A 19,116-nucleotide genomic window follows, 5' to 3' on the forward strand; every position below is an offset into this window, starting at 1 on the left:
ATGACCCGAGCGGCACGCCCCTGGCGTCTTCCCGGAACGACGCGGTTCGCCCCCATCCAGCTCCGGATCTTCCTGGCCTTCGGCACGACCCTGGCCCTCGCCCTGGCTGTGGGTGGCTGGGCCGTGGCGCGGTACTTCGGCCGCGTGGCCAACCGCCAGATCGGCTCCCAGCAGGCGGGCCTCGCCAGGCTGGTGGCCTCCTCCATGGATGACAAGATCACCACCTACCTGGGCAGCCTCGAGGCCGACGCCCGCAACTGTCCCGGCGACGTGGAACACGACCGGACCGCCGCCCGGCGATGGCTGGAGGACCGGCGTGGACTCCGCGCGGTCTTCGAGAACGGCACCTTCCTCGTCCTACCCGAGGGCCAGCTCCTCGCGGCGACTCCCGGGAGCCGGTTTCCGGAGGGCCAGTCCGCCTTCATCCAGGGGCAGGCCGCGACCGGGAAGCCAGGCATCTCGGAGGCCCACCGCTCCGCCGACAGTGGAAACGCCGAAGTCCTGATGGTCGCGCCGATCCGGGACAGGAACGGGCGCACCCGCCTCCTTCTCGCCGGGGCCATCGACCTCGTGCATGACGATTTCCTAGGGACCATCTCCAGCCAGCACCTGCCCGACGCCAGCCGCCTCACCCTGTTCGACGCCCAGGGCCGCATCCTCGTCCACGCCGACGGGAGCCGGGTCTTCTCCCGGATCGACCTGCGCCGGTGGTCCGAATTCCTCGGCGGGCAGGGCGAACGCACCGGGGAGCGCATGAATGCCGCCGGGATCCAGACCCTGACCACCGCCAGCCGCCTCCGGTCCGTGCCCTGGGTGCTCGCCGCCACGCTGCCTGATGCGGAGGCCACCCTGTCCGCCCACCAGTTCAGGCGGTACCTCCAGGGGGCCGTGGCCGCCGCCGTGGCCCTCGCCCTGCTCCTGACCTGGGCCCTCTCCCACCGGCTGACGGAGAACCTGGAGGACCTCACGCGCCAGATCGAGGGCGCCGCGGACCTCCCTCCGGGTCACCGGGTCCTCCTCCGGAAGGGGAACGACGAGACCGGCGTGCTCGTGAACGCCTTCAATGGCCTGCTCGCCAGACTGGAGGAGAAGGCCGCCCGCCTGCAGAAGGCCGGGGCCCGGAGCGAAGAGGAGATGGCCCTGGCCAGGCATGTCCTCCATCGGCTGGTGGAGCCCGGCCTGGCCGCCCTCCCGGCCAGCCTCCACATGGAGACCCTGCAGATGGCGTGGATCAACGGGGACGCCTGCACCTACCGCGAGGGTCCGCCCGGGCTCCACTTCGGCCTCCTCTGCGACGCCACGGGGCATGGGCTCACCGCCGGCATCTCCACCCTCCCCGCCATCCAGGCCTTCCTGAGCATGGTGCCCAGGGATGTGCCCCTGGAGACCATGTACCTGGAGATCAACCAGCGCATCCACCAGCTGATGCCCGTGGACCGGTTCCTCTGCCTCCTGCTCGTCCGCCTGGACCTGAGAAACGGATCGCTGTCCGTGCTCAACGCCGGCCTCCCGGATGCGATCCTGTGCACACCGGATGGCCGGCGACGGCCCTTCCGCAGCCGGAACCTCCCGGCGGGCATCCTCGAGGGCGGGGATCCCCCCGTGGCCGAGACCGTGGCGGTGACGACCGGCGACCGCCTGCTGGCCTTCACCGACGGAGTGCTCGACCTGCTGCCGGGAGGCGAGGTGGCGCCCAGCCTCCTGGACGGGCTGGTGGCCTGCCCCCTCCAGGTCCACCGGCGGGTGATCCAGGAGACCCTGGCCCTCGCCATCGGTGACCAGAAGCGGCTTGACGATGCGAGCTGGGCCCTCTGGGAGGTCCCGCCCCTGCTCTGCACCCGGGTCTCCCCAGCTTCGGGGTACCTGGCGCCTTCCACCGCGGAGCTCGAAGAGGGATTCCGGCTCGAACTGGCCTTCCCGCCCCAGCGGCATGCGGTGCGGGACCTGCTGCCCGACATGATGCGGCTCCTCTCGGGCCGCGGTCTCGGGGTGCAGGACGAGCAGAAGCTGGCCCTGGCGCTGACGGAAGCCCTCGCCAACGCGGTGGACCACGGCCTCCTCCGGCTCGATTCCCGCCTGAAGGAGCAGGGGTTCGAGGCCTACGAGGCCCAACGGCAGCGACGGCTCGCGGCCCTCCAGGGGGGATCCGTCCGCCTCTCGGTCAGGCTCCGGACCCAGGGGGCCGGTCCCCTCCAGGAGCTGGTCGTGGAGGTGGAGGACACCGGCACCGGCTTCGACTGGCGGGCCTGGGACCCGAAGGCGGCAGGCGCCTCTCCCGACCCCAGTGGCCGGGGCCTCCTGCTCCTCCGGGCCCTTTCCCGGGACCTGTCCTTCAATGAGCAGGGCAACCGGATCCGGTTCACCCTTCCGTGCGGCTGATCACCCGAAGGCCAGGCAGCGCAGGCTGAGGCTGCCGAGCTGCCAGCCTTCGAACACCGTGCGGATCCGGCCGCCGGTCCCGGCACCCAGGGCCAGCCAGAGGGGATCCAGGTGCTCGGTGGTGGGGACGGACTGCGCCGCCCCCGGCGCCCCGGCCCAGTCCATGGCCGATTCCGGATGATCCGAGACGAGCCGCTCCACGAGCCAGCCTTCGAAGGCCTCCGCCCAGGGCTGGGGACCGCTGCCGCCATCCCAGTCCAGTCGGCCCAGGTTGTGGACCAGACCGCCGCTGCCGAGGATCAGGATGCCGTCCTCGCGCAGGGGGGCCAGGGCCCGTCCGGCGGCCCAGAGCTGCCGGGGCTCCCTCGGCCTGGGGAGCGACAGCTGCACCACCGGCACCCGGGCCTCCGGGAAGAGGTGGCGCAGGGGGACCCAGGCGCCGTGGTCGAGCCCCCGTTCCGGATCGGGTCTGACCGCCTCTCCGGCCTGCGCCAGGAGGTCCGCCACCCGTGCCGCCAGGGCCGGATCTCCTGGAGCCGGGTACTGCAGCCCGTAGAGCGCCTCGGGGAAGCCGCCGAAGTCGTGGATGGTCCGCGGGCGCGCACCGGTGGTGACCCGGAAGCCGCCGGAGGTCTCCCAGTGGGCGGAGAAGACCACCACGCCCCGGACCGGCGGGAGGCTTCCTGGCAGCGAAGTCAGCCACCCGCCCCAGGCGCCGCCCTCGATGGCGAGCATGGGGGAACCATGGGCCAGGAAGAGAGGAGGCAGGGACCGGAGGTCATCCATGCTCCCAATCTGGCATTCCACAAAAGATGTTTCAACTCTTATTTTCAAGCTGCGCGCGGGAACCGCCGAAGCGATTGGAGAGGAAAGGTCTGAGTAGGCTAAGCTTTCTGGAACCCCGGAGCACGTGTGGACCTCAGGCTCGGCGTCAACATCGATCATGTGGCCACCCTCCGTCAGGCCCGCGGCGGCCACGAGCCGGAGCCTGTGGCGGCGGCCCTCCTGGCCCAGAGCGCCGGCGCGGACGGCATCACCGTCCACCTGCGGGGCGACCGCCGGCACATCCAGGAACGGGACCTCCGGGTGCTGAAGGAAGTGCTGGCGGTTCCGCTGAACGTGGAATGCGCGGCCACGCCGGAGGCCATGACGGCCGTCATCCCCATGAAGCCCGCCTGGGTGACCCTCGTGCCGGAAAGCCGGGAGGAACTCACCACCCAGGGCGGCCTGGACGCCATCTTCCTCCAGGGCATGCTCCGCACGGTCCTCCGCGAACTCCGTGGTGCCGGCATCCGCACCAGCCTCTTCCTGGACCCGGTGCTGGACCAGGTGAAGATGGCCGCCAAGCTGGAAGCCGATGCCGTCGAGCTCAACACGGGCCTCTACAGCGACCTGCCCATGGGATCCGACCCCGCCTTGGAACTCGGGCGTCTCCGTGACGCGGCCCGGATGGCCAGCCGCCTGGGCCTCCGGGTGCTGGCGGGGCACGGCCTCAGCCTCCAGAACGTGGAGCCGGTGGCCGCCATCCCGGAGGTGGAGGAGCTCAACATCGGCCACAGCATCATCGGCCGCGCCGTACTGGTCGGCCTGGGCCCCGCCGTGGCCGAGATGCGTGCCGCCATCGCCCAGGCCCGCCCTAGATGACCAACCTGAAGGGCACCCTGGAGAGCATCTCCCTCACGGACGTCGCGCAGCTGCTCCACGTCAACCGGAAGACCGGCATGCTCCAGGTCAGCTCCGGCAAGGTGAGCGGCGTGCTCTACTTCTCCCGGGGCGAGGTCATCCACGCGGAGACGCTGGCCCAGCGGGGGGAGTTGGCCGCCTTCGAGATCCTGGAGTGGGTCACGGGCCAGTTCGAGTTCCTCTCCACCCAGGTGCAGGTGCCAGCCACCATCCGGCGCACCGTTCCCGACCTGCTCATGGACTCCGCGCGGCTCAGCGACAGCCGGAAGCGCCTCCACACCCTCTTCCCCCGCCTCACGGCCGTCCCCTGGCCCACCCTGCCCCTTCCCCGGCTCACCGAGGGACTCAAGATCTTCGCCGAGGAGCGGCGCATCCTCCCCTTCTTCGACGGCTACCGGGATTTCCAGGACGTCATGAAGGCCACCGGCCAGAACGACGTGGCGGTGCTCCAGGCCGCCGGCATCCTGAAGGACGCCGGGCGGCTGGACGTGCTCGAACCCGACGCCCATGTCACCGTGATGCCCCTGAAGACCAGCCTCTTCAAGAAGGGGGACCGCCTCGAGCTCCCCAAGGCCATGGAGGGCTGGTGGACGGCCCTGGGCCCCTACGCCCACGGCGTGAGGAACCTGCGGGTGATCTGGCCCGAGGGTCCCGCCGTGGAACGGGTCGATTTCGTGCCGGGCCTGTCGGAGCACCTGCTGTCGGTTCCGCGGGAACTCATGCAGTCCTGGAACCTGGCCGAAGGAAGCCATGTCAAGGTGCGGCCCGCGCCCTGAGACGATTCTGGGAGGTCCCATGTCCGAAGTTCCTGAAGAAGGCACCCCGCAGGAAGGCATGGTGCGGGAATTCCGGGAGCGGCGGGATCAGCTGGATCGCCGACTGGACAGCATCCAGGACCTGATCCGGCAGGTCCGCGAAGAGCTCCAGGGGGACGCGGAGGCCAGCATCCACCGGCTGGCGCAGGCGGCCCAGGACATGGCCAACGGGCGGGTGTACCAGAAGATCGACATCGAGGCCAAGGGCGAACTCGGCGCGCTGGTCACGAGTCTGAACCAGACCCTCCTGAACCTCCAGCAGCTCGACGCCTCGGTGAAGCACCAGAGCACCCAGGTGCCCGAGCTGGCCGCCCAGCTGGACGCCATCACCAGCGACACGGAGGAAGCCACCCAGAACGTCATGAACCGACTGGACACCCTCATGGCGGCCGGAGAGGACGCCTCCAAGGCGTTCGCCGCCTGCGACAGCCAGATGAAGAAGCACCTCCAGGGCCGAGAGGCGCTGAACACGGCCATCACCGCCTTCCTCGACCGGGCCTCGGCCGGAGAGGACAGCACGGCCCTCGCCCAGGAAGTGCTCGAGTTCCTCTTCGCGCACCAGATGGAGGCGGCCGTGCCCCTTCCGGACCTCTCCCCGGTCCAGGACAAGCTCCGCCTGGTGGGTGACGAGGCCTTCGAGATCCTGAACATCCTCCAGTTCCAGGACATCACCCGGCAGAAGATCGAGAAGGTCGTCCTGCTCCTGAAGCAGTTCCAGGCCGGCCTCACCCGGCTGCTCGTCATCTTCAACATCCACAGTGGCGTGCTGGCCGAACAGGGCTTCAGCGACCGCCATGTGGCCACCCAGGACCGCATCTTCGACACCAGCCTCGAAGCCGACAGCCGGAAGGACAGCGTGGAGGACATCATCGCCCAGTTCAAGCAGGGCGGAAGCTGACTGCGGATTCAGGCCAGCGCGATCTCCAGCTCCCCCAGCCCGTCGATGCCGCAGCGCACCCGGTCGCCTTTCACCAGTGCGCCCACCCCCGCCGGCGTGCCCGTGAAGATGAGGTCCCCCGGCGCGAGGGTCACGAAGGTGGAAAGGTGGGCGATGATCTCCGCCACGGACCAGGTCATCTGGGAAAGATCCCCCTTCTGCCGCGACTCGCCGTTCACGCTGAGCCAGATGGCGCCTGAGCGCGGATGGCCGCACCGGCTGGCGGGCACGATGGGGGACACCGGCGCGGACCGGTCGAAGCCCTTGGCCATCTCCCAGGGCTGGCCCTTCTCCTTGGCGCGGGCCTGGAGATCCCGTCGGGTCAGGTCGATCCCCACGGCATAGCCGAACACGCAGTCGAGGGCCGATTCCACCGGGATGGCGCTGCCGCCCCGCCCCAGGGCCACTACCAGCTCCACCTCATGGTGGAGGTTCGAGGTGGCCGGCGGATAGTCCAGCGTGCCTCCGCCCGGCACCGCGGTGTCCCGCGGCTTGCCGAAGAAGAAGGGCGGATCGCGGCGCGGGTCCCCGCCCATCTCCAGGGCATGATCCGCGTAGTTGCGCCCGACGCAGTAGATCCGCCGCACCGGGAAGGGGTCGCCGCCCTCCTTCACCGGGACGAGGACCGGGGCCGGGATCGGGGGGACGGTATCCATGGCTGCTCCCATGACGAACGGACCCCCCTACTCTAACCCTTGGCGCGGGGGTGGGCCTTCTCGTAGGTCCGGGCCAGCTCGTCCAGCCCCAGGTGCGTGTAGCGCTGGGTGGTGCTGAGGCTGGCGTGGCCAAGCAGCTCCTGGATGGCGCGGAGGTCCATCCCGTGGTTGAGGAGGTGGGTGGCGAAGCTGTGCCTCAGGGCGTGGGGGCTCACCCGCGCCCGCACGGCCGCCGCCTCCAGCGCCTGGCGCAGGAGGGCCCGCACGCTGGTGGGCGTGAGGCGCCCGCCCCGCTGGTTGAGGAAGAGCGCCGGACTGGGGGGCAGCGCCTTGGCGGCGAGGTGGACGCCCCGGTGGTCGAGGTAGGCCGACAGCACCTCCGCGGCCCGTTCGTGGTAGGGGACCAGGCGTTCCTTCCGTCCCTTCCCCAGCACCCGGAGGGTGCGCTGGTCCGTCAGCAGGTCCTGGAGGTCGAGGCCCACGAGCTCGGAGACCCGGAGTCCCGATGCGTAGAGCAGCTCCAGCAGGCAGGCTAGGCGGGCGGAGGTGAAGTCCACGATCGGGGGGAGGTCGAGGAGCGCCTGGCTTTCACCTTCGGTGAGGAAGGCCGGAAGCCGCTTGGGCTGCTTCGGATTCCTCAGGCCCGACGCGGGATTGTGTGTGATGCGGCGGGTCTCCCACAGCCACTTGAAGAAGGCCCGCACCGTGGAGAGGATGCGTGCCTGGCTGGCCGGATCGAGCCCCCGCTCGCCGAGCTCGAGGGCGAAACCCCTGAGCGTGCGCGGGCTCACCTCCCAGGTGGCCCATCCCCAGCGCACTGCGTGGTTCAGGAGTTTTTCCAGGTCTCCCTTCTGCGCGCGTGCCGTGTGGGGCGACACGCCGCGGGCGCGCTGCTCCAGATGGAAAGCTCCGATGCCCTCGCCCAGCGGTCCTGCGCCCTTCCCTGCTACCATGCCGTCACATCCCCCGCATGCCCGGAGTCATTGTGGCCCAGCCCGTCGAGACCATTGCGCAGCTTTTCTATCAGGCGGTCGAACGGGACCTCCCTGACGCCCTGGCCTCGAAGCAGAACGGCGCGTTCGTGCCCATCCCGCATCGGGAGCTGCGGGCCCGGGTGGAACACCTGGCCCTGGCGCTGGAGCGGCGGGGCCTCCGGATGGGGGACCGGGTCGCCTTCATGTCCGAGAACCGGCCGGAGTGGGCCATCGCAGACTTCGCCTGCGCCATCCTGGGCCTGCCCGATGTCACGATCTACGCCACCCTCAATGCCGGCCAGGCCGCCTTCATTCTCCGGGACAGCGAATCCCGCTGGGTGCTCTGTTCCAACCGGGAGCAGCTGGACAAGGTGCTGGCCCACTGGGGATCCCTGCCCGCCCTCGAAGCGGCCGTGCTCATGGATGGCGAACTGCCCGAAGGCACGGGCCGCACCCTCCTCCGCTGGTCGGATCTGATCGCGGAGGGGGAAGCCCAGGTCGACCGCCGTCCCCTGGTGCGCCAGTGGGGCATGGAACGGAAGCCCGACGACCTGCTGACCCTGATCTACACCTCGGGAACGACGGCGGATCCCAAGGGCGCCATGCTCACCCACGGGAACCTCGTCTCGAACGTGCTGGCCGCCGCGGGCGTCGTGAAGATCGAACCCGGCGAGCGAGCCATGAGCTTCCTGCCGCTCACCCACATCTTCGAGCGCATGGCCGGCCACTTCCTCATGTTCCACGTCGGCGCCGCCATCTACTACGCCGAGAGCGTCCAGACGGTCGCCGAGGACCTCCTGCTCGTCCGCCCGACCCTCCTGGCCTCGGTCCCCCGAATCTACGAGAAGATCTTCGCCCGGATCTACGACACGGTCTCGGCAGGCGGCATCCTGAAGCGCCTGATCTTCCACTGGGCCATGCTGGCGGGCCGGCAGGCGGCCCCCTACCTCATGAAGGGCCAGGAGCCGCCCTCCTGGAAGGGCATGTGGTACCGCACGGCCCAGAAGGTCGTCTTCGAGAAGATCCGCCAGCGGACCGGGGGCCGCATCAAGTTCGCGATCAGCGGGGGCGCCCCCCTGGGTCCCAAGGTCATGTCGTTCTTCTGGATCATCGGCCTCCCCATCCTCGAAGGCTACGGCCTGACCGAGACCAGCCCCGTCATCACCGTCAACCGGCCCGGGGAAGTGGTGCCTGGCTGCGTGGGACGCCCCCTCTACGAGACCTGGAACGGCCGCCCCTTCCTCAGGATCGCCGAGGATGGCGAGATCCTCTGCCAGGGTCCCAACGTCATGACCGGCTACTGGAAGAACGAGGCCGCCACCCGCGAAGCCATCGACGCCGATGGCTACTTCCATACCGGCGACATCGGCCACCTGGATGACCAGGGCCGGCTCTACATCACGGACCGGAAGAAGGAGCTCATCGTCACCAGCGGCGGCAAGAAGGTGGCCCCCCAGCCCATCGAGAACCAGCTGAAGGGCGACAAGTACATCAGCCAGGCCGTGCTCATCGGGGACAAGCGGAACTACATCACCGCCCTCGTGGTGCCAAACTTCGATTCCCTCGTCCGCTGGGCGGGCTACAAGAAGCTCCAGTTCCGCTCCCACGCCGATCTGGTGCAGAACCCCCTCGTCATGGCCAAGCTGATGAGCCGCATCGAGCGCGTGAACGCCGAGCTCTCGAACTACGAGCGCATCAAGAAGATCGCCATCCTCGACCACGAGATGACGCTCGAGGGCGGCCAGCTCACGCCCTCCCTGAAGGTGAAGCGCCGGGTGGTAAACGAGATGTATGGTGGTCTCATCGAGAGCCTCTACCTCGAACCCAAGGGCGACAGCGAAGCCCACTGAGGAGCCCATGACCCAGAACGCCCGTCACCACAACATTCCCATCCTGACCACCTTCGACCCGCCGCCCGGCCTGGAGATCGAGGCCATCCTGGGCCCCTGCTGGGGCGTGACCGTGCGGAGCCGCAGCGTCGTGGGCACCACCTGCGCGGGCTGCCAGCAGCTCTTCGGCGGCGAGATCACCATGCTCACGGAGCTCGCCAGCGATTCCCGCAATGAGGCCATGGACCGGCTGGAGCAGCACGCCCTCGCCATGGGCGCCAACGGCGTCCTGGCCATGCGCTTCGACAGCGGCGAGCTCATGCAGAACACCAACGAGATCATCGCCTACGGCACGGCGGTCCGCCTCCGGGCCATCCGGACGGCCTGAGCGCCGGGGATTCCATGCCGGCCACCCCAGCCCGTCCGAGGATCCGCCGGGACCTGGCCCGTCGGCTGGATCGGTTGGCGTTCCGCGCCCATGCCTTCCACCGCTGGGCCCACCACCCCCTCTGCCGGGAATACGAAGGCGAGGTGTTCCGCCTGGGGCGGCGGTTCCGGCTCTGCCGCGGCTGCACCCTCGCCGCCACCGGGGGCCTTGCGGGCCTGGCCGGCGGGCTGGTCGTCCCCGTCCTGCGGGACCCGGCGATCCTGGCCCTGGCAGGGCTGGGGCTGTTTGCCGGCCTGCTGGCCCTGGGCCGTCCCCGTCGCCCCAAGGGGCTCACCCGGGGGCTCCCCGCCGCCCTGCTGGCCTTCCTGCTGGTCCAGGCCCTCCGCACCGGGGGGATCGTCCCCTGGGGCGCGGCGGCCCTGGCCGTGGCGGCCGGGACCGCGGTGACCCTCGCCTACCGCCGCCGTGGCCCGGACCGGACGCCCTGCGCCACCTGCCCGGAGGCCCCTGCCGGTGGCTCCTGCCGTGGCTTCCGGGAGATCCGCACCCGGGAGCGGGCCTTCACCCGCCTGGCCGGCCGCTGGCTCCGCCCGGCGGATCCGGTACGATGATCGAATGACGAAGGCCCTGAACCAGACCCGCGAGCTGCTCGACATGATCAAGTTCGAGCACACCGTCTTCGCCCTGCCCTTCGCGCTCCTGGGCGCCCTGGCCGGGGCCCAGGGGATCCCCCCGCTCCGCGTCTCGCTGTGGATCCTCGCGGCCATGGTGGGCGCGAGGACCGCCGCCATGACCTTCAACCGCCTGGTGGATGCCGATATCGACGCGGAGAATCCCCGCACGGCCACCCGGGCCCTGCCCGCGGGCCGGGTCTCCCGGTCCGGCGCCCTGCTGATGCTGGGCGCGGGCATCGTGCTGTTCGGCCTGGCCGCCGGGGCCCTGGGCCCCCTGACCTGGGCCCTGTCCCCCCTGGCCCTCGTGATCATCCTGGGGTACTCCCTCTGCAAGCGCTTCACGACCTGGGCCCACGTGGTGCTCGGCCTCTCCCTTTCGGGCGCCCCGCTGGGGGCCTGGATCGCCGTGACTGGCCGCATCGAGGCCCCCGCCCTGTGGCTCTCGGGAGGCGTCCTGGCTTGGACGGCCGGGTTCGACATCCTCTACGCGCTGCAGGACGAGTGCTTCGACCGGGAACGCGGCCTCCATTCGATTCCCGCGCGCCTCGGCACCGCGCGCGCCCTGCTCCTCTCCCGCGCGCTCCACCTGCTGGCCCTCGCCTGCTGGGCCCAGTTCAACCTGCTCCTGGGCTCGCACGTGGTCGGCTGGGCTGGCTGGGCCGTGGTCATGGCCATGCTCGCCCGTGAGCAGTGGCTCGTGCGTGGCGGCGACCTGTCGCGGATCGACCATGCCTTCTTCACCCTCAACAGCCTCGTCGGTCTTGTTTTTTTTACAGGCCATGCCCTTGAGTGGTGGCTTTCGCACGCGTTCCTGGCCACCACCTAGATCCTTGGTTGTAAGAAGGCGACTCGCGCGCCCGGCTCTGCCCAGGTATGCTGGGGGGCCATGTCCACCCAACCGGAACGACGCCGCGCCGTGCGCTCCAGCCGCCCCGATTCAGGCCGGTGGCTCACGGTCATGGTGGTCTTCAGCCACCGCACCTTCCGCTGGTCCCTCACCCGGAGGCTCATGGTGTGGATGCTCGGGATCGTGGCGGGTTTCTCGGCCCTGGCCATGATCGGCTCCGGCTACGGGCTGTGGGCCACCAAGAAGATCATGAGCTTCAGTCGCCTCCAGCAGGAGACCCGCCGGCAGCAGGACCAGCTGCGCTCCTCGCTGGACCAGGCCCAGGAGCTGGAGGCGGAAATGGAGACCCTCCGCAAGCAGCACACGGAACTCCTGAAGCTGCTGGACCCCAAAGGGCCCGCCCCCGCCATCCCGCCGCCCGGCAGCCCGGCTGGGCGTGGGACTCCGGCGGAACCCAAGGCCGCCGCCAAGCTGCCCCCGGGCACTCAGCAGCGCATTTCCAAGCTCCAGGACGAACTGGACCAGACCAGCCGGCAGATCGAGCTCGTGAAGACCCGGATGGAGCCCGTGCTGTGGGCCTGGTCCCACACCCCCTCGATCCCGCCGACCGCCGGCTTTCTGAGCTCCGGATTCGGCGTGCGGATCTCCCCCTTCTCCAAGGGGAACGAGGTCGGGGACGGCCTGCTCGGCTACCACACCGGCCTGGACATCAGCAACGCCCTCGACACGCCCATCCAGGCCACGGCGGACGGCACGGTGGAGGAGGCCGGGTGGATGGACCGCTACGGCAACGGGGTCGTCCTCCGCCATACGCCGGAACTCGAGACGCTGTACGCCCACATGGATCGTGTGGCGGTGAAAGTGGGCCAGCAGGTCAGCCGGGGGGACATCCTCGGCTACATGGGGCGCACGGGCAACGCCACCGGCGTCCACCTCCACTACGAAGTCCGCATCGCGGGCCATCCCGTGAACCCCACCCCCTACCTCAAGCTCCAGCGCCAGTGGCTGCACGCCATCGGCAGGCAGTCCTAAGGTCCCAGGAGAGTTCCATGGCCGTATTCCGCAACAACACCAAGCGCCCCGACGCCGCCCCGGCGATCCACTCCCTGCTCGGCAAGGACGTCACGCTCACCGGCGAGATCCACACCGGAGACCGGAGCCTCCGCGTCGAGGGCACCGTGGATGGCACCATCCACTCCACGGGCGAGGTCTCCATCGCCCCCGGCGGGCTGGTGAAGGGCACGGTCTTCGCGAAGCACCTGATCGTCACCGGACGGGCCGAGGGCATCATGAAGATCTCGGAATGCCTCGAGATCCACGGCACCGGCTACGTGGAGGGCGATGTGGAAGTGGGGTCCCTCGTGGTGGACGAGGGCGGCACGCTCCAGGGCGTCTGCGTCCGGAAGGACCAGCAGGCCAAGGGCCACGACGCCAGTGCCAACGGGGTCGCCAAGGGCGGTCCCCTGCCCATCTCCAAGCCGGACCCCAAGGACCTGAAGAAGCTTCCCGAACCGCCCCGGCACTGAACCTCCGTCGGGGCGGTCCGGGGTCACCCGGCCTCTCAGACCTTCCTGAGGATCAGGCAGGCATTGGTCCCGCCGAAGCCGAAGCCGTTGTTCATGGCGTATTCGGCGTCGAAGGTGCCGGCCTTGTTGGGCGTGACATCCACGTCGCACTCGGGATCCTGGTTGTCCACGTTGATGGTCGGGGGGATCTTCCCCGTCTTGACGGCCAGGGCAGTCACGATGGTCTCCAGGCCGCCGGCGGCCCCCAGCAGGTGACCGTGCATGGACTTGGTGCTGCTCACCTTGATGCGCTTGGCGTGGTCTCCGAAGACCCGGTGGATGGCCATGCACTCCAGCTTGTCGCCCACAGGGGTGCTGGTGCCGTGCATGTTGATGTAGCCCACCTGCTCAGGGGCGATCCCGGCATCCTTCATGGCCGCCCGCATGACGCGCTGGCCCCCCTCGCCCTCGGGGGCCGGGCTGGTGATGTGGTTGGCGTCCCCGCTCATGCCATACCCGGCCACCTCGGCATAGATCTTGGCGCCGCGGGCCTTCGCCAGTTCGTACTCCTCGAGGATGACGATGCCGGCGCCCTCGCTCATCACGAAGCCGTCGCGGTCCACGTCGAAGGGGCGCGAGGCCCGCTGGGGTTCGTCGTTCCGGGTGCTCAGGGCCCGCATGGCGGCGAATCCGCCCACCCCGAGCTGGTTGATGACCGAATCGCTCCCGCCGGCCATCATGCGGTCCGCATAGCCGAAGGCGATGAGGCGGGCGGCATCGCCGATGGCGTGGGCCCCGGTGGCGCAGGCGGTGGCCACGGCGCTGTTGGGTCCCTGCAGGCCGTACTTGATGCTGGCCTGGCCGCTGGCGAGGTTCACGATGAGGCTGGGGATGAAGAAGGGGCTGGTGCGGCGGGGACCGCGGTAGCCGTTGGCCTCGTCCCAGATGGTGCTGAGGCCGCCGATGCCGCTGCCGATGTAGGTCCCGAACACCTCGCGCTCCGCCTTGGTGAGCTCCACCCGGTCGAAGCCCGCATCCACCCAGGCCTCGTGGGCCGCGCCCAGGGCGTAGTGGATGAAGATGTCCATCTTCTTCTGTTCCTTCTTGTCGATGCACACGTCGGGGTTGAACCCCTTCACCTGCCCGGCGATCTTGCAGGCGAAGTCGGAGACGTCGAACCGGTCGATGGGACCGATGCCGCTCCGCCCCGCGAGCAGGTTGTCCCAGGTCTCGGTGGCATCGAGTCCGCAGGGATTCACGGTCCCCACGCCGGTGATGACCACGCGACGGCGATGGATGGGGGTGCTCATGCTTCACCTCTCGATCGGGCGGCAGGTCCCTGCTGTCTAAAGCCTACCTGCTCCGCTGAAAAAACGAACGTGCCGCAGGCCGGGGGGCGCTGCGGCACGTGACATGGGTGGAAGATCAGGCCTTCGCGTGCTTCTCGATGTAGGCGATGGCGTCCCCGACGGTGCGGATCTTCTCCTGCTCGCTCTCGGGGATCTCCAGGCTGAAGGCCTCCTCGATGGCCATGATGATCTCGACGGTGTCGAGGCTGTCGGCGCCGAGGTCGTCCACGAAATGGCTGGACTCGGAAATGGAATCTTCGGGCTTGGCCAGCTGCTCAGCAATGATCGCAATGACCTTCTTACGCACATCAGCCATCGTGGGCTCCTCCAGACGAACCCGAAAACCGTAACACATCCCCCCTGGATTGCCAAACCCCGGGTCAAGGTGTCCCTGGGAAGGCCGGTTGCGCCCCGGCGCGGGTTGTGCGGGAATGGCCCATGCCCCGCGCCAAGCAGATCGAGGAACCCGAGCACGGCTGGCCCCTGGGATGGGCCGCCAGCCTGCGGGAGTTCCGCACCTTTCTCGCTGTCGAGCGGGGACTGTCGGGCCATACGGCTTCCGGCTACCTGTCCGACCTCACCCATCTGGCCGCCTGGGCCTGCGGGGAGGAGATCGCCGCCACGGATCTGGAACGAGACCACCTCACCCGCTTCCTGGTGAGCCAGCAAGCCCAGGGCAAGGCTCCGCGCAGCCTGGCGCGGATGAGTTCCAGCCTGCGGGCCTTCCTGACCTTCCTGCGCATGGAGGGTGGCGGCGGGGCCGGCCCCGAGGCGGTCGTGAAGCCGCCCCGGCCGCCCCGCATCCTGCCGCGCACCCTCGGGGAGAGCCAGGTGGAGGCCCTGCTGGCCGCACCCGACACCACCGTGCCCCTGGGGGTGCGGGACCGGGCCTGGCTGGAGCTGCTCTACGCCTCCGGCCTGCGGGTGTCCGAGCTGACGGGCCTCCCCGCCCTGTCGGTCTTCCTGGATGAGGGGTTCCTGAAGGTGACGGGCAAGGGACGGAAGGAGCGGCTGATCCCCTTCGGCGCCGGGGCGGAGCGCTGGATCAGGGCCTGGCTGGGCCTGCGACCCGGCTTCCGTCCGAGGGGCGGGGAGCTCTTCGTGGGCCAGCGGGGCGAGGCCCTGACGCGCCAGCACCTCTGGCGGCTCCTGAAGGGCTACGCGCGCCAGGCGGGCCTGCGCCCGGAGGCCGTCAGCCCCCATGTCCTGCGCCATGCGTTCGCCACCCATCTGCTGGACCACGGCGCGGACCTCCGGGCCGTCCAGGCGATGCTCGGCCATGCCGACATCAGCACGACCCAGATCTACACCCACGTCCACCAGGCCCGGCTCCGGGCCCTCTACGACCGGATGCACCCGCGATCCGCCCAGTGATCGAGGCCACCTCGGCCTGGCGGGGGTTCAGGACTGGGCCAGGAGCACCCCGGCGGCCACCAGCGCCGCTCCGGCCACGAAGGGCAGCGTGATGGGCTGGCTGAAGAAGATCCAACCCAGGAGCGCCGTGACCACGGGCTGGGCGTTGCTGGCGATGGCCACCCGGCTGGGCTCCTTCAGGGAGAGCGCGTGGAACCAGAGCAGATAGGAGACGACGCTCGTCATCAGGCCGAGGTAGGCCAGCCCGAGCCAGGCCATGGGCGGCACTGAGGCAGGATGCAGCCGCGGCAGGCCCAGGGCCCCCAGCGGCGAGAAGACCGCCAAGCCGAAGAGGATGGACAGGGTGGTCGCCCGCTGGGCGCCGTGCTTCAACACCATGGGCCGGCTGGCCACGGTGTACCCGGCCCAGGCCACCACGGCCACCAGGATCATCAGGTCACCCAGGATCCACCGCGGCGGCAGGGCCGCCGTGCCGCGCCGACCCGCCAGGAGGACCACCACGCCCGCGAAGGCCAGGACCAGCCCCATCAGCTTGCGGGGACCGGGACGTTCCTGGCCCCTGGCCCAGGCCATGAGCAGCACCACCGTGGGGGTGAGGGCGTAGAGCAGGGCCGCGTGGGAGGGCAGGGTGAAGGCCAGACCGCCCAGGAAGGCCACCTGGTTGAGGGCCACCCCCAGGAAGCCCAGCCAGAGGTAGGTCCGCCAATCGGCCCGGGCCAGGGGCCACAGGTCGAGGCCGCGGATCCGGGCCAGGACGAGGAACCCCGCCCCGGCGATGAGGAAGCGCAGGAGGCCCAGGACCAGGGTGGGCAGCGCGTCCGCCGCGATCTTCCCGAGCAGGTAGGTGCCCGCGGAGATGCAGGTGTGGAGCGTCATGACGACGGCGAAGCGGAGGTTCGTTCGACCCATTCCATCAGCATGGCCGCCCCGGGCTCGCCCCGCTCCGCTGAATTGGGCGTGGACCCGCCGCGCGAGGTTGGGCGATCATGGGCCCAGGAGCACCCACTCATGGCCGTGACGAGGACCCCCCGCAAGAAGACCGGAACCGCCGAGACCGCCAAGGCCTCCAAGGCGGCGCCGAAGAAGCCCGCGGCGAAGGCCGCTCCGGCCAAGGCCGCCGCCGAGAAGCCGGCACCGAAGAAGGCCGCGGCGAAGAAGCCCGCGGCCAAGGCCGTCGAGGCCGAGGCGAAGCCCGTCCGGAAGGCCAAGACCGCCGTCGCCCCCGAGGCCGCCCCTGCCCCGGTGGCCCCCGCGGAACCCAAGCCCAAGGCCGCCCCCAGGCCCGCGGCGAAGCAGACCCCCGGCAGCGAGCCGGCCTTCTCCCCCCTCGCCGGGATCGTGCTGGCGGCGATCCGCGAGGGCCGGGCCCTGGAGTTCATCTTCGCGGATGCCGAAGCCAACGCGCCCCGCACCTTCGAGCCCCGCCAGCTCACCTTCGATGCCCTCAGCCAGGCCTGGTATGTGTGGGGCTGGGACCGCCGCTACAACGCGGAACGCTTCCACCGCCTCGACCTGCTGGCCGAAGTGAACCCCGTGGAGGGCGTGGGCCGCTCGGCCCAGGGCCCCTACGCCGAGGACACCCCCGCCAACCAGATCGGCGGGTGGCTGGGCGGCGAGCCCATCGCCGTGAAGGCCCTCCTCATGAAGCAGTGGGTGTTCGCCGTGAAGCAGGCCCCCCCGGCCTTCCCCCACTTCCGCATGGAGGACCAGGGCGACGGCCAGGCCCTGGTGTCCTTTACCGCCACAGACCTGCGGGCCATCGCCCGCTGGGTGCTCCAGTTCGGGGACGGCATCCAGGTGCTGGAACCGGCCCGCCTCCAGGACCGCATCAAGCAGGTGGCCGCCGTCTGGATGGGCCGGGACCGCCAGGCCGCCCCGCCGGCCCGCGCCGAGAGCCCGCGGCACGAGCCCCGGCCGGAACCCAAGGCCGAAGCCCGTCCGGAGCCCCGTTCCGAACACCGCCCGTCCCGTTCCGAACCGGCCCAGGAACCCCGCAGGCACGAGGGCCGCCCCGCCCGGGAGCCCCGCCGCGAGCAGGATGAGGACGCGCCCAAGGGCAAGCCCGGGAAGCTGGAGATCATCCGCTTCGACCGGCTCTGATCCGGATCAGTTCGCGAGGGTCCAACCCCGCCGTCCCGGCACGTAGCCGTAGGACTGTCCCAGGGGATCGAAGGCCACGCCCCGGAGCCGCCGGTCCGCGGCCAGGTAGGCCACGCCGTAGGTGAGCTGGACCACGGGGAAGTCGCTCTGCACCAGCAGGTTGATCCGCCGGTACATGGCGCGGCGGCGCCCGGCGTCCATTTCGTGCCGGGCCGCCGCGAAGAGCCGGTCCACCTCGGGATTGTGGTAGCGGGTGACGTTCGTGCCGCCCTGGATGCCCTCGCTGGTGAAGAGCGGCGCCTCGGCGTCCGGATCCAGGCTTGTGTTCCAGCCGTAGGCCCAGAGGTCGCCCTCCCCCTTGGCGGCCCGGGCCAGCACCTCGTCGATGCCCACCCGCCGCAGGTCCAGGTCGATGCTCGCCTTCTTCGCAAGGGCGGCGAAGGCCTCGGCGGCATCCAGCCGGGAGTAGCCCCGGGTGGCGTACATCACGAGCCGAAGCGGCCGCCCGTTCGCGTTCCGGCGCACCCCGTCAGGCCCGGGATGCCAGCCGGCCGCGTCCAGGAGGGCCCGGGCCCGATCCAGCTTCGGGAGCGTCTGGGGAACGGCCTCGTAGGCCCAGCTGAGGGGGGACCAGAGGCTGGTGGCCAGGCGGGCGGGGTGCAGCTGGCGCTGGGCCAGGAGGAAGTCCAGGGGCTGGAGTTCCGCCAGGGCCCGGCGGAGCCGTTTGTCCCCCAGCAGGCTGCGGGCGGGGTCGCAGTCCAGCCAGAAGGTGTCGTACGAGGCGGTGGGGGCCGACAGGGCCTGGAGCCCCGGCGTGCCCAGGGCCCCCTGGCGGAGGAGGTAATGGTGGAACCAGTCCAGGTCGGCGAAGTGGTACTCCCCTGCGCGGATCTGGCGCAGGTAGTCGGCCGCGTCGGGCGGTTGCACCCGGAAATGGAAACGGTCCCAACGGCCCGGATGGGGGCCCCGGTACCCCGGCCAGCGTTCGATCTGGATGTCGCGGGAGGTGGCGCCGGGCAGCACCCGGTAGGGGCCGGACCCCACCGGGGCGTAGTTCAGCGGGTTCTGGAAGGGGTCCGCCCCCAGGTGGTAGAGCTTCCGTGGGACGGGCTGGAAGTTGTAGAGGTCGGCGAGAAGCGTGGCCCGGGGCTGGCGCAGGCGGATGCGGATCCTGAGGGGCCCCTCGGCCACCACGCTGTCCAGGGTCCGCACGCCCACCAGGTCGAAGACCTTGCGCACGGCCGGCAGGGAGAGCATGCGCCAGGTGGCCACCACGTCCTCCGCCTCGACCGGGCTGCCGTCCTGCCAGGTGAGGCCGGGCCGCAGCTTCAGCAGCACATTCCGGCCGTCTTTCGAGATCTCCCAGGATTCCAGCATCTCCGGCAGGTAGTTGCCGTGCTCGTCGATGGCCACGAGCCGGTCGAAGACCAGATCCACCACCTGCACCTCCACCTCCCGGGCCAGGAGGAGGGGATCCAGGCTGAGCACCGGCTTGTCCAGGGCGATGGAGATGGGATCCGTGGCCCGCAGGATGGCGGCGAGGCAGAGGGCGGACAGGATCCCGGGACGCATAGAGGACCTATCGGCCTGAGGACGGCCCAGGTTT

The 19,116-nt window shown here is 70.2% G+C and carries 19 protein-coding genes; 12 read left to right on the forward strand and 7 right to left on the reverse strand.

Annotation, left to right across the window (positions count from 1 at the left end):
- Positions 1 to 2,379: a SpoIIE family protein phosphatase gene (locus tag QSJ33_RS03445; protein WP_285722950.1), complete on the forward strand. Its 2,379-nt coding sequence runs from the start codon at positions 1 to 3 to the stop codon at positions 2,377 to 2,379.
- Here the strand turns inward: QSJ33_RS03445 and QSJ33_RS03450 are convergent, their stop codons facing one another.
- A complete protein-coding gene (locus QSJ33_RS03450) occupies positions 2,380 to 3,165 on the reverse strand; it encodes a DODA-type extradiol aromatic ring-opening family dioxygenase (protein ID WP_285722952.1) in 786 nt (261 codons plus the stop codon). It lies immediately after the preceding gene.
- Between the two features lie 126 nt (positions 3,166 to 3,291).
- On the opposite strand from QSJ33_RS03450, the gene QSJ33_RS03455 reads away from it, so the two are divergent.
- Genes QSJ33_RS03455 through QSJ33_RS03465 form a run of 3 tightly spaced genes read left to right on the forward strand, consistent with a single transcriptional unit; the run spans position 3,292 to position 5,775 of the window.
- Positions 3,292 to 4,023 (forward strand): pyridoxine 5'-phosphate synthase, encoded by a 732-nt coding sequence (locus QSJ33_RS03455; RefSeq protein ID WP_285722953.1) that lies wholly within the window; start codon positions 3,292 to 3,294, stop codon positions 4,021 to 4,023.
- Positions 4,020 to 4,838 (forward strand): DUF4388 domain-containing protein, encoded by an 819-nt coding sequence (locus tag QSJ33_RS03460; RefSeq protein WP_285722955.1) that lies wholly within the window; start codon positions 4,020 to 4,022, stop codon positions 4,836 to 4,838. Before QSJ33_RS03455 ends, QSJ33_RS03460 begins: the two co-directional genes overlap by 4 nt.
- A 19-nt stretch (positions 4,839 to 4,857) precedes the next feature.
- On the forward strand, positions 4,858 to 5,775 hold the full coding sequence (locus QSJ33_RS03465; protein ID WP_285722957.1) for a methyl-accepting chemotaxis protein: 918 nt from the start codon (positions 4,858 to 4,860) through the stop codon (positions 5,773 to 5,775).
- An 8-nt stretch (positions 5,776 to 5,783) separates the two neighbouring features.
- Here QSJ33_RS03465 and QSJ33_RS03470 read toward each other — a convergent pair whose 3' ends face one another.
- A complete protein-coding gene (locus tag QSJ33_RS03470; protein WP_285722959.1) occupies positions 5,784 to 6,470 on the reverse strand; it encodes a fumarylacetoacetate hydrolase family protein in 687 nt (228 codons plus the stop codon).
- Positions 6,471 to 6,502: 32 nt separating this feature from the next.
- Positions 6,503 to 7,423: a tyrosine-type recombinase/integrase gene (locus QSJ33_RS03475; protein ID WP_285722960.1), complete on the reverse strand. Its 921-nt coding sequence runs from the start codon at positions 7,421 to 7,423 to the stop codon at positions 6,503 to 6,505.
- Between the two features lie 32 nt (positions 7,424 to 7,455).
- Here QSJ33_RS03475 and QSJ33_RS03480 point away from each other — a divergent pair, with 32 nt between their 5' ends.
- From QSJ33_RS03480 to QSJ33_RS03505, 6 genes are all read left to right on the forward strand, one after another.
- Positions 7,456 to 9,294, forward strand: a complete 1,839-nt coding sequence (locus tag QSJ33_RS03480; RefSeq protein WP_285722962.1) for an AMP-dependent synthetase/ligase — start codon at positions 7,456 to 7,458, stop codon at positions 9,292 to 9,294.
- A 7-nt stretch (positions 9,295 to 9,301) separates the two neighbouring features.
- Positions 9,302 to 9,661: a YbjQ family protein gene (locus QSJ33_RS03485; protein ID WP_285722964.1), complete on the forward strand. Its 360-nt coding sequence runs from the start codon at positions 9,302 to 9,304 to the stop codon at positions 9,659 to 9,661.
- A 14-nt stretch (positions 9,662 to 9,675) separates the two neighbouring features.
- Positions 9,676 to 10,272, forward strand: coding sequence for a hypothetical protein (locus QSJ33_RS03490; protein ID WP_285722965.1), 597 nt, complete (start codon positions 9,676 to 9,678; stop codon positions 10,270 to 10,272).
- A gap of 4 nt (positions 10,273 to 10,276) precedes the next feature.
- Positions 10,277 to 11,161: a UbiA-like polyprenyltransferase gene (locus QSJ33_RS03495; RefSeq protein WP_285722966.1), complete on the forward strand. Its 885-nt coding sequence runs from the start codon at positions 10,277 to 10,279 to the stop codon at positions 11,159 to 11,161.
- A 579-nt stretch (positions 11,162 to 11,740) separates the two neighbouring features.
- Positions 11,741 to 12,214: a M23 family metallopeptidase gene (locus tag QSJ33_RS15590; RefSeq protein ID WP_420801376.1), complete on the forward strand. Its 474-nt coding sequence runs from the start codon at positions 11,741 to 11,743 to the stop codon at positions 12,212 to 12,214.
- A 17-nt stretch (positions 12,215 to 12,231) separates the two neighbouring features.
- Positions 12,232 to 12,708 (forward strand): bactofilin family protein, encoded by a 477-nt coding sequence (locus tag QSJ33_RS03505; RefSeq protein WP_285722969.1) that lies wholly within the window; start codon positions 12,232 to 12,234, stop codon positions 12,706 to 12,708.
- 35 nt (positions 12,709 to 12,743) lie between these two features.
- On the opposite strand, the gene fabF is transcribed toward QSJ33_RS03505, so the two are convergent.
- On the reverse strand, positions 12,744 to 13,997 hold the full coding sequence (gene fabF, locus QSJ33_RS03510; protein ID WP_285722972.1) for a beta-ketoacyl-ACP synthase II: 1,254 nt from the start codon (positions 13,995 to 13,997) through the stop codon (positions 12,744 to 12,746).
- A gap of 115 nt (positions 13,998 to 14,112) precedes the next feature.
- Positions 14,113 to 14,352, reverse strand: a complete 240-nt coding sequence (gene acpP / locus QSJ33_RS03515) for an acyl carrier protein (protein WP_243288255.1) — start codon at positions 14,350 to 14,352, stop codon at positions 14,113 to 14,115.
- Between the two features lie 122 nt (positions 14,353 to 14,474).
- Here acpP and QSJ33_RS03520 point away from each other — a divergent pair, with 122 nt between their 5' ends.
- On the forward strand, positions 14,475 to 15,410 hold the full coding sequence (locus QSJ33_RS03520) for a tyrosine recombinase (protein WP_285722974.1): 936 nt from the start codon (positions 14,475 to 14,477) through the stop codon (positions 15,408 to 15,410).
- A gap of 27 nt (positions 15,411 to 15,437) precedes the next feature.
- On the opposite strand, the gene QSJ33_RS03525 is transcribed toward QSJ33_RS03520, so the two are convergent.
- The gene (locus QSJ33_RS03525) at positions 15,438 to 16,319 is read right to left on the reverse strand and encodes a DMT family transporter (RefSeq protein ID WP_285722976.1); all 882 of its coding nucleotides are present in this window, start codon (positions 16,317 to 16,319) and stop codon (positions 15,438 to 15,440) included.
- A 99-nt stretch (positions 16,320 to 16,418) separates the two neighbouring features.
- Between QSJ33_RS03525 and QSJ33_RS03530 the strand changes: the two genes are divergently transcribed.
- Positions 16,419 to 17,510 carry a helix-turn-helix transcriptional regulator gene (locus QSJ33_RS03530; RefSeq protein WP_285722978.1) on the forward strand — a complete coding sequence of 364 codons (1,092 nt, stop codon included), beginning with the start codon at positions 16,419 to 16,421 and terminating at the stop codon, positions 17,508 to 17,510.
- A gap of 6 nt (positions 17,511 to 17,516) precedes the next feature.
- Here the strand turns inward: QSJ33_RS03530 and QSJ33_RS03535 are convergent, their stop codons facing one another.
- On the reverse strand, positions 17,517 to 19,082 hold the full coding sequence (locus QSJ33_RS03535; protein WP_285722980.1) for an ABC transporter substrate-binding protein: 1,566 nt from the start codon (positions 19,080 to 19,082) through the stop codon (positions 17,517 to 17,519).
- Positions 19,083 to 19,116 lie beyond the last annotated feature (34 nt).

Source organism: Geothrix rubra (assembly GCF_030268065.1).
Lineage (GTDB): Bacteria > Acidobacteriota > Holophagae > Holophagales > Holophagaceae > Geothrix > Geothrix rubra.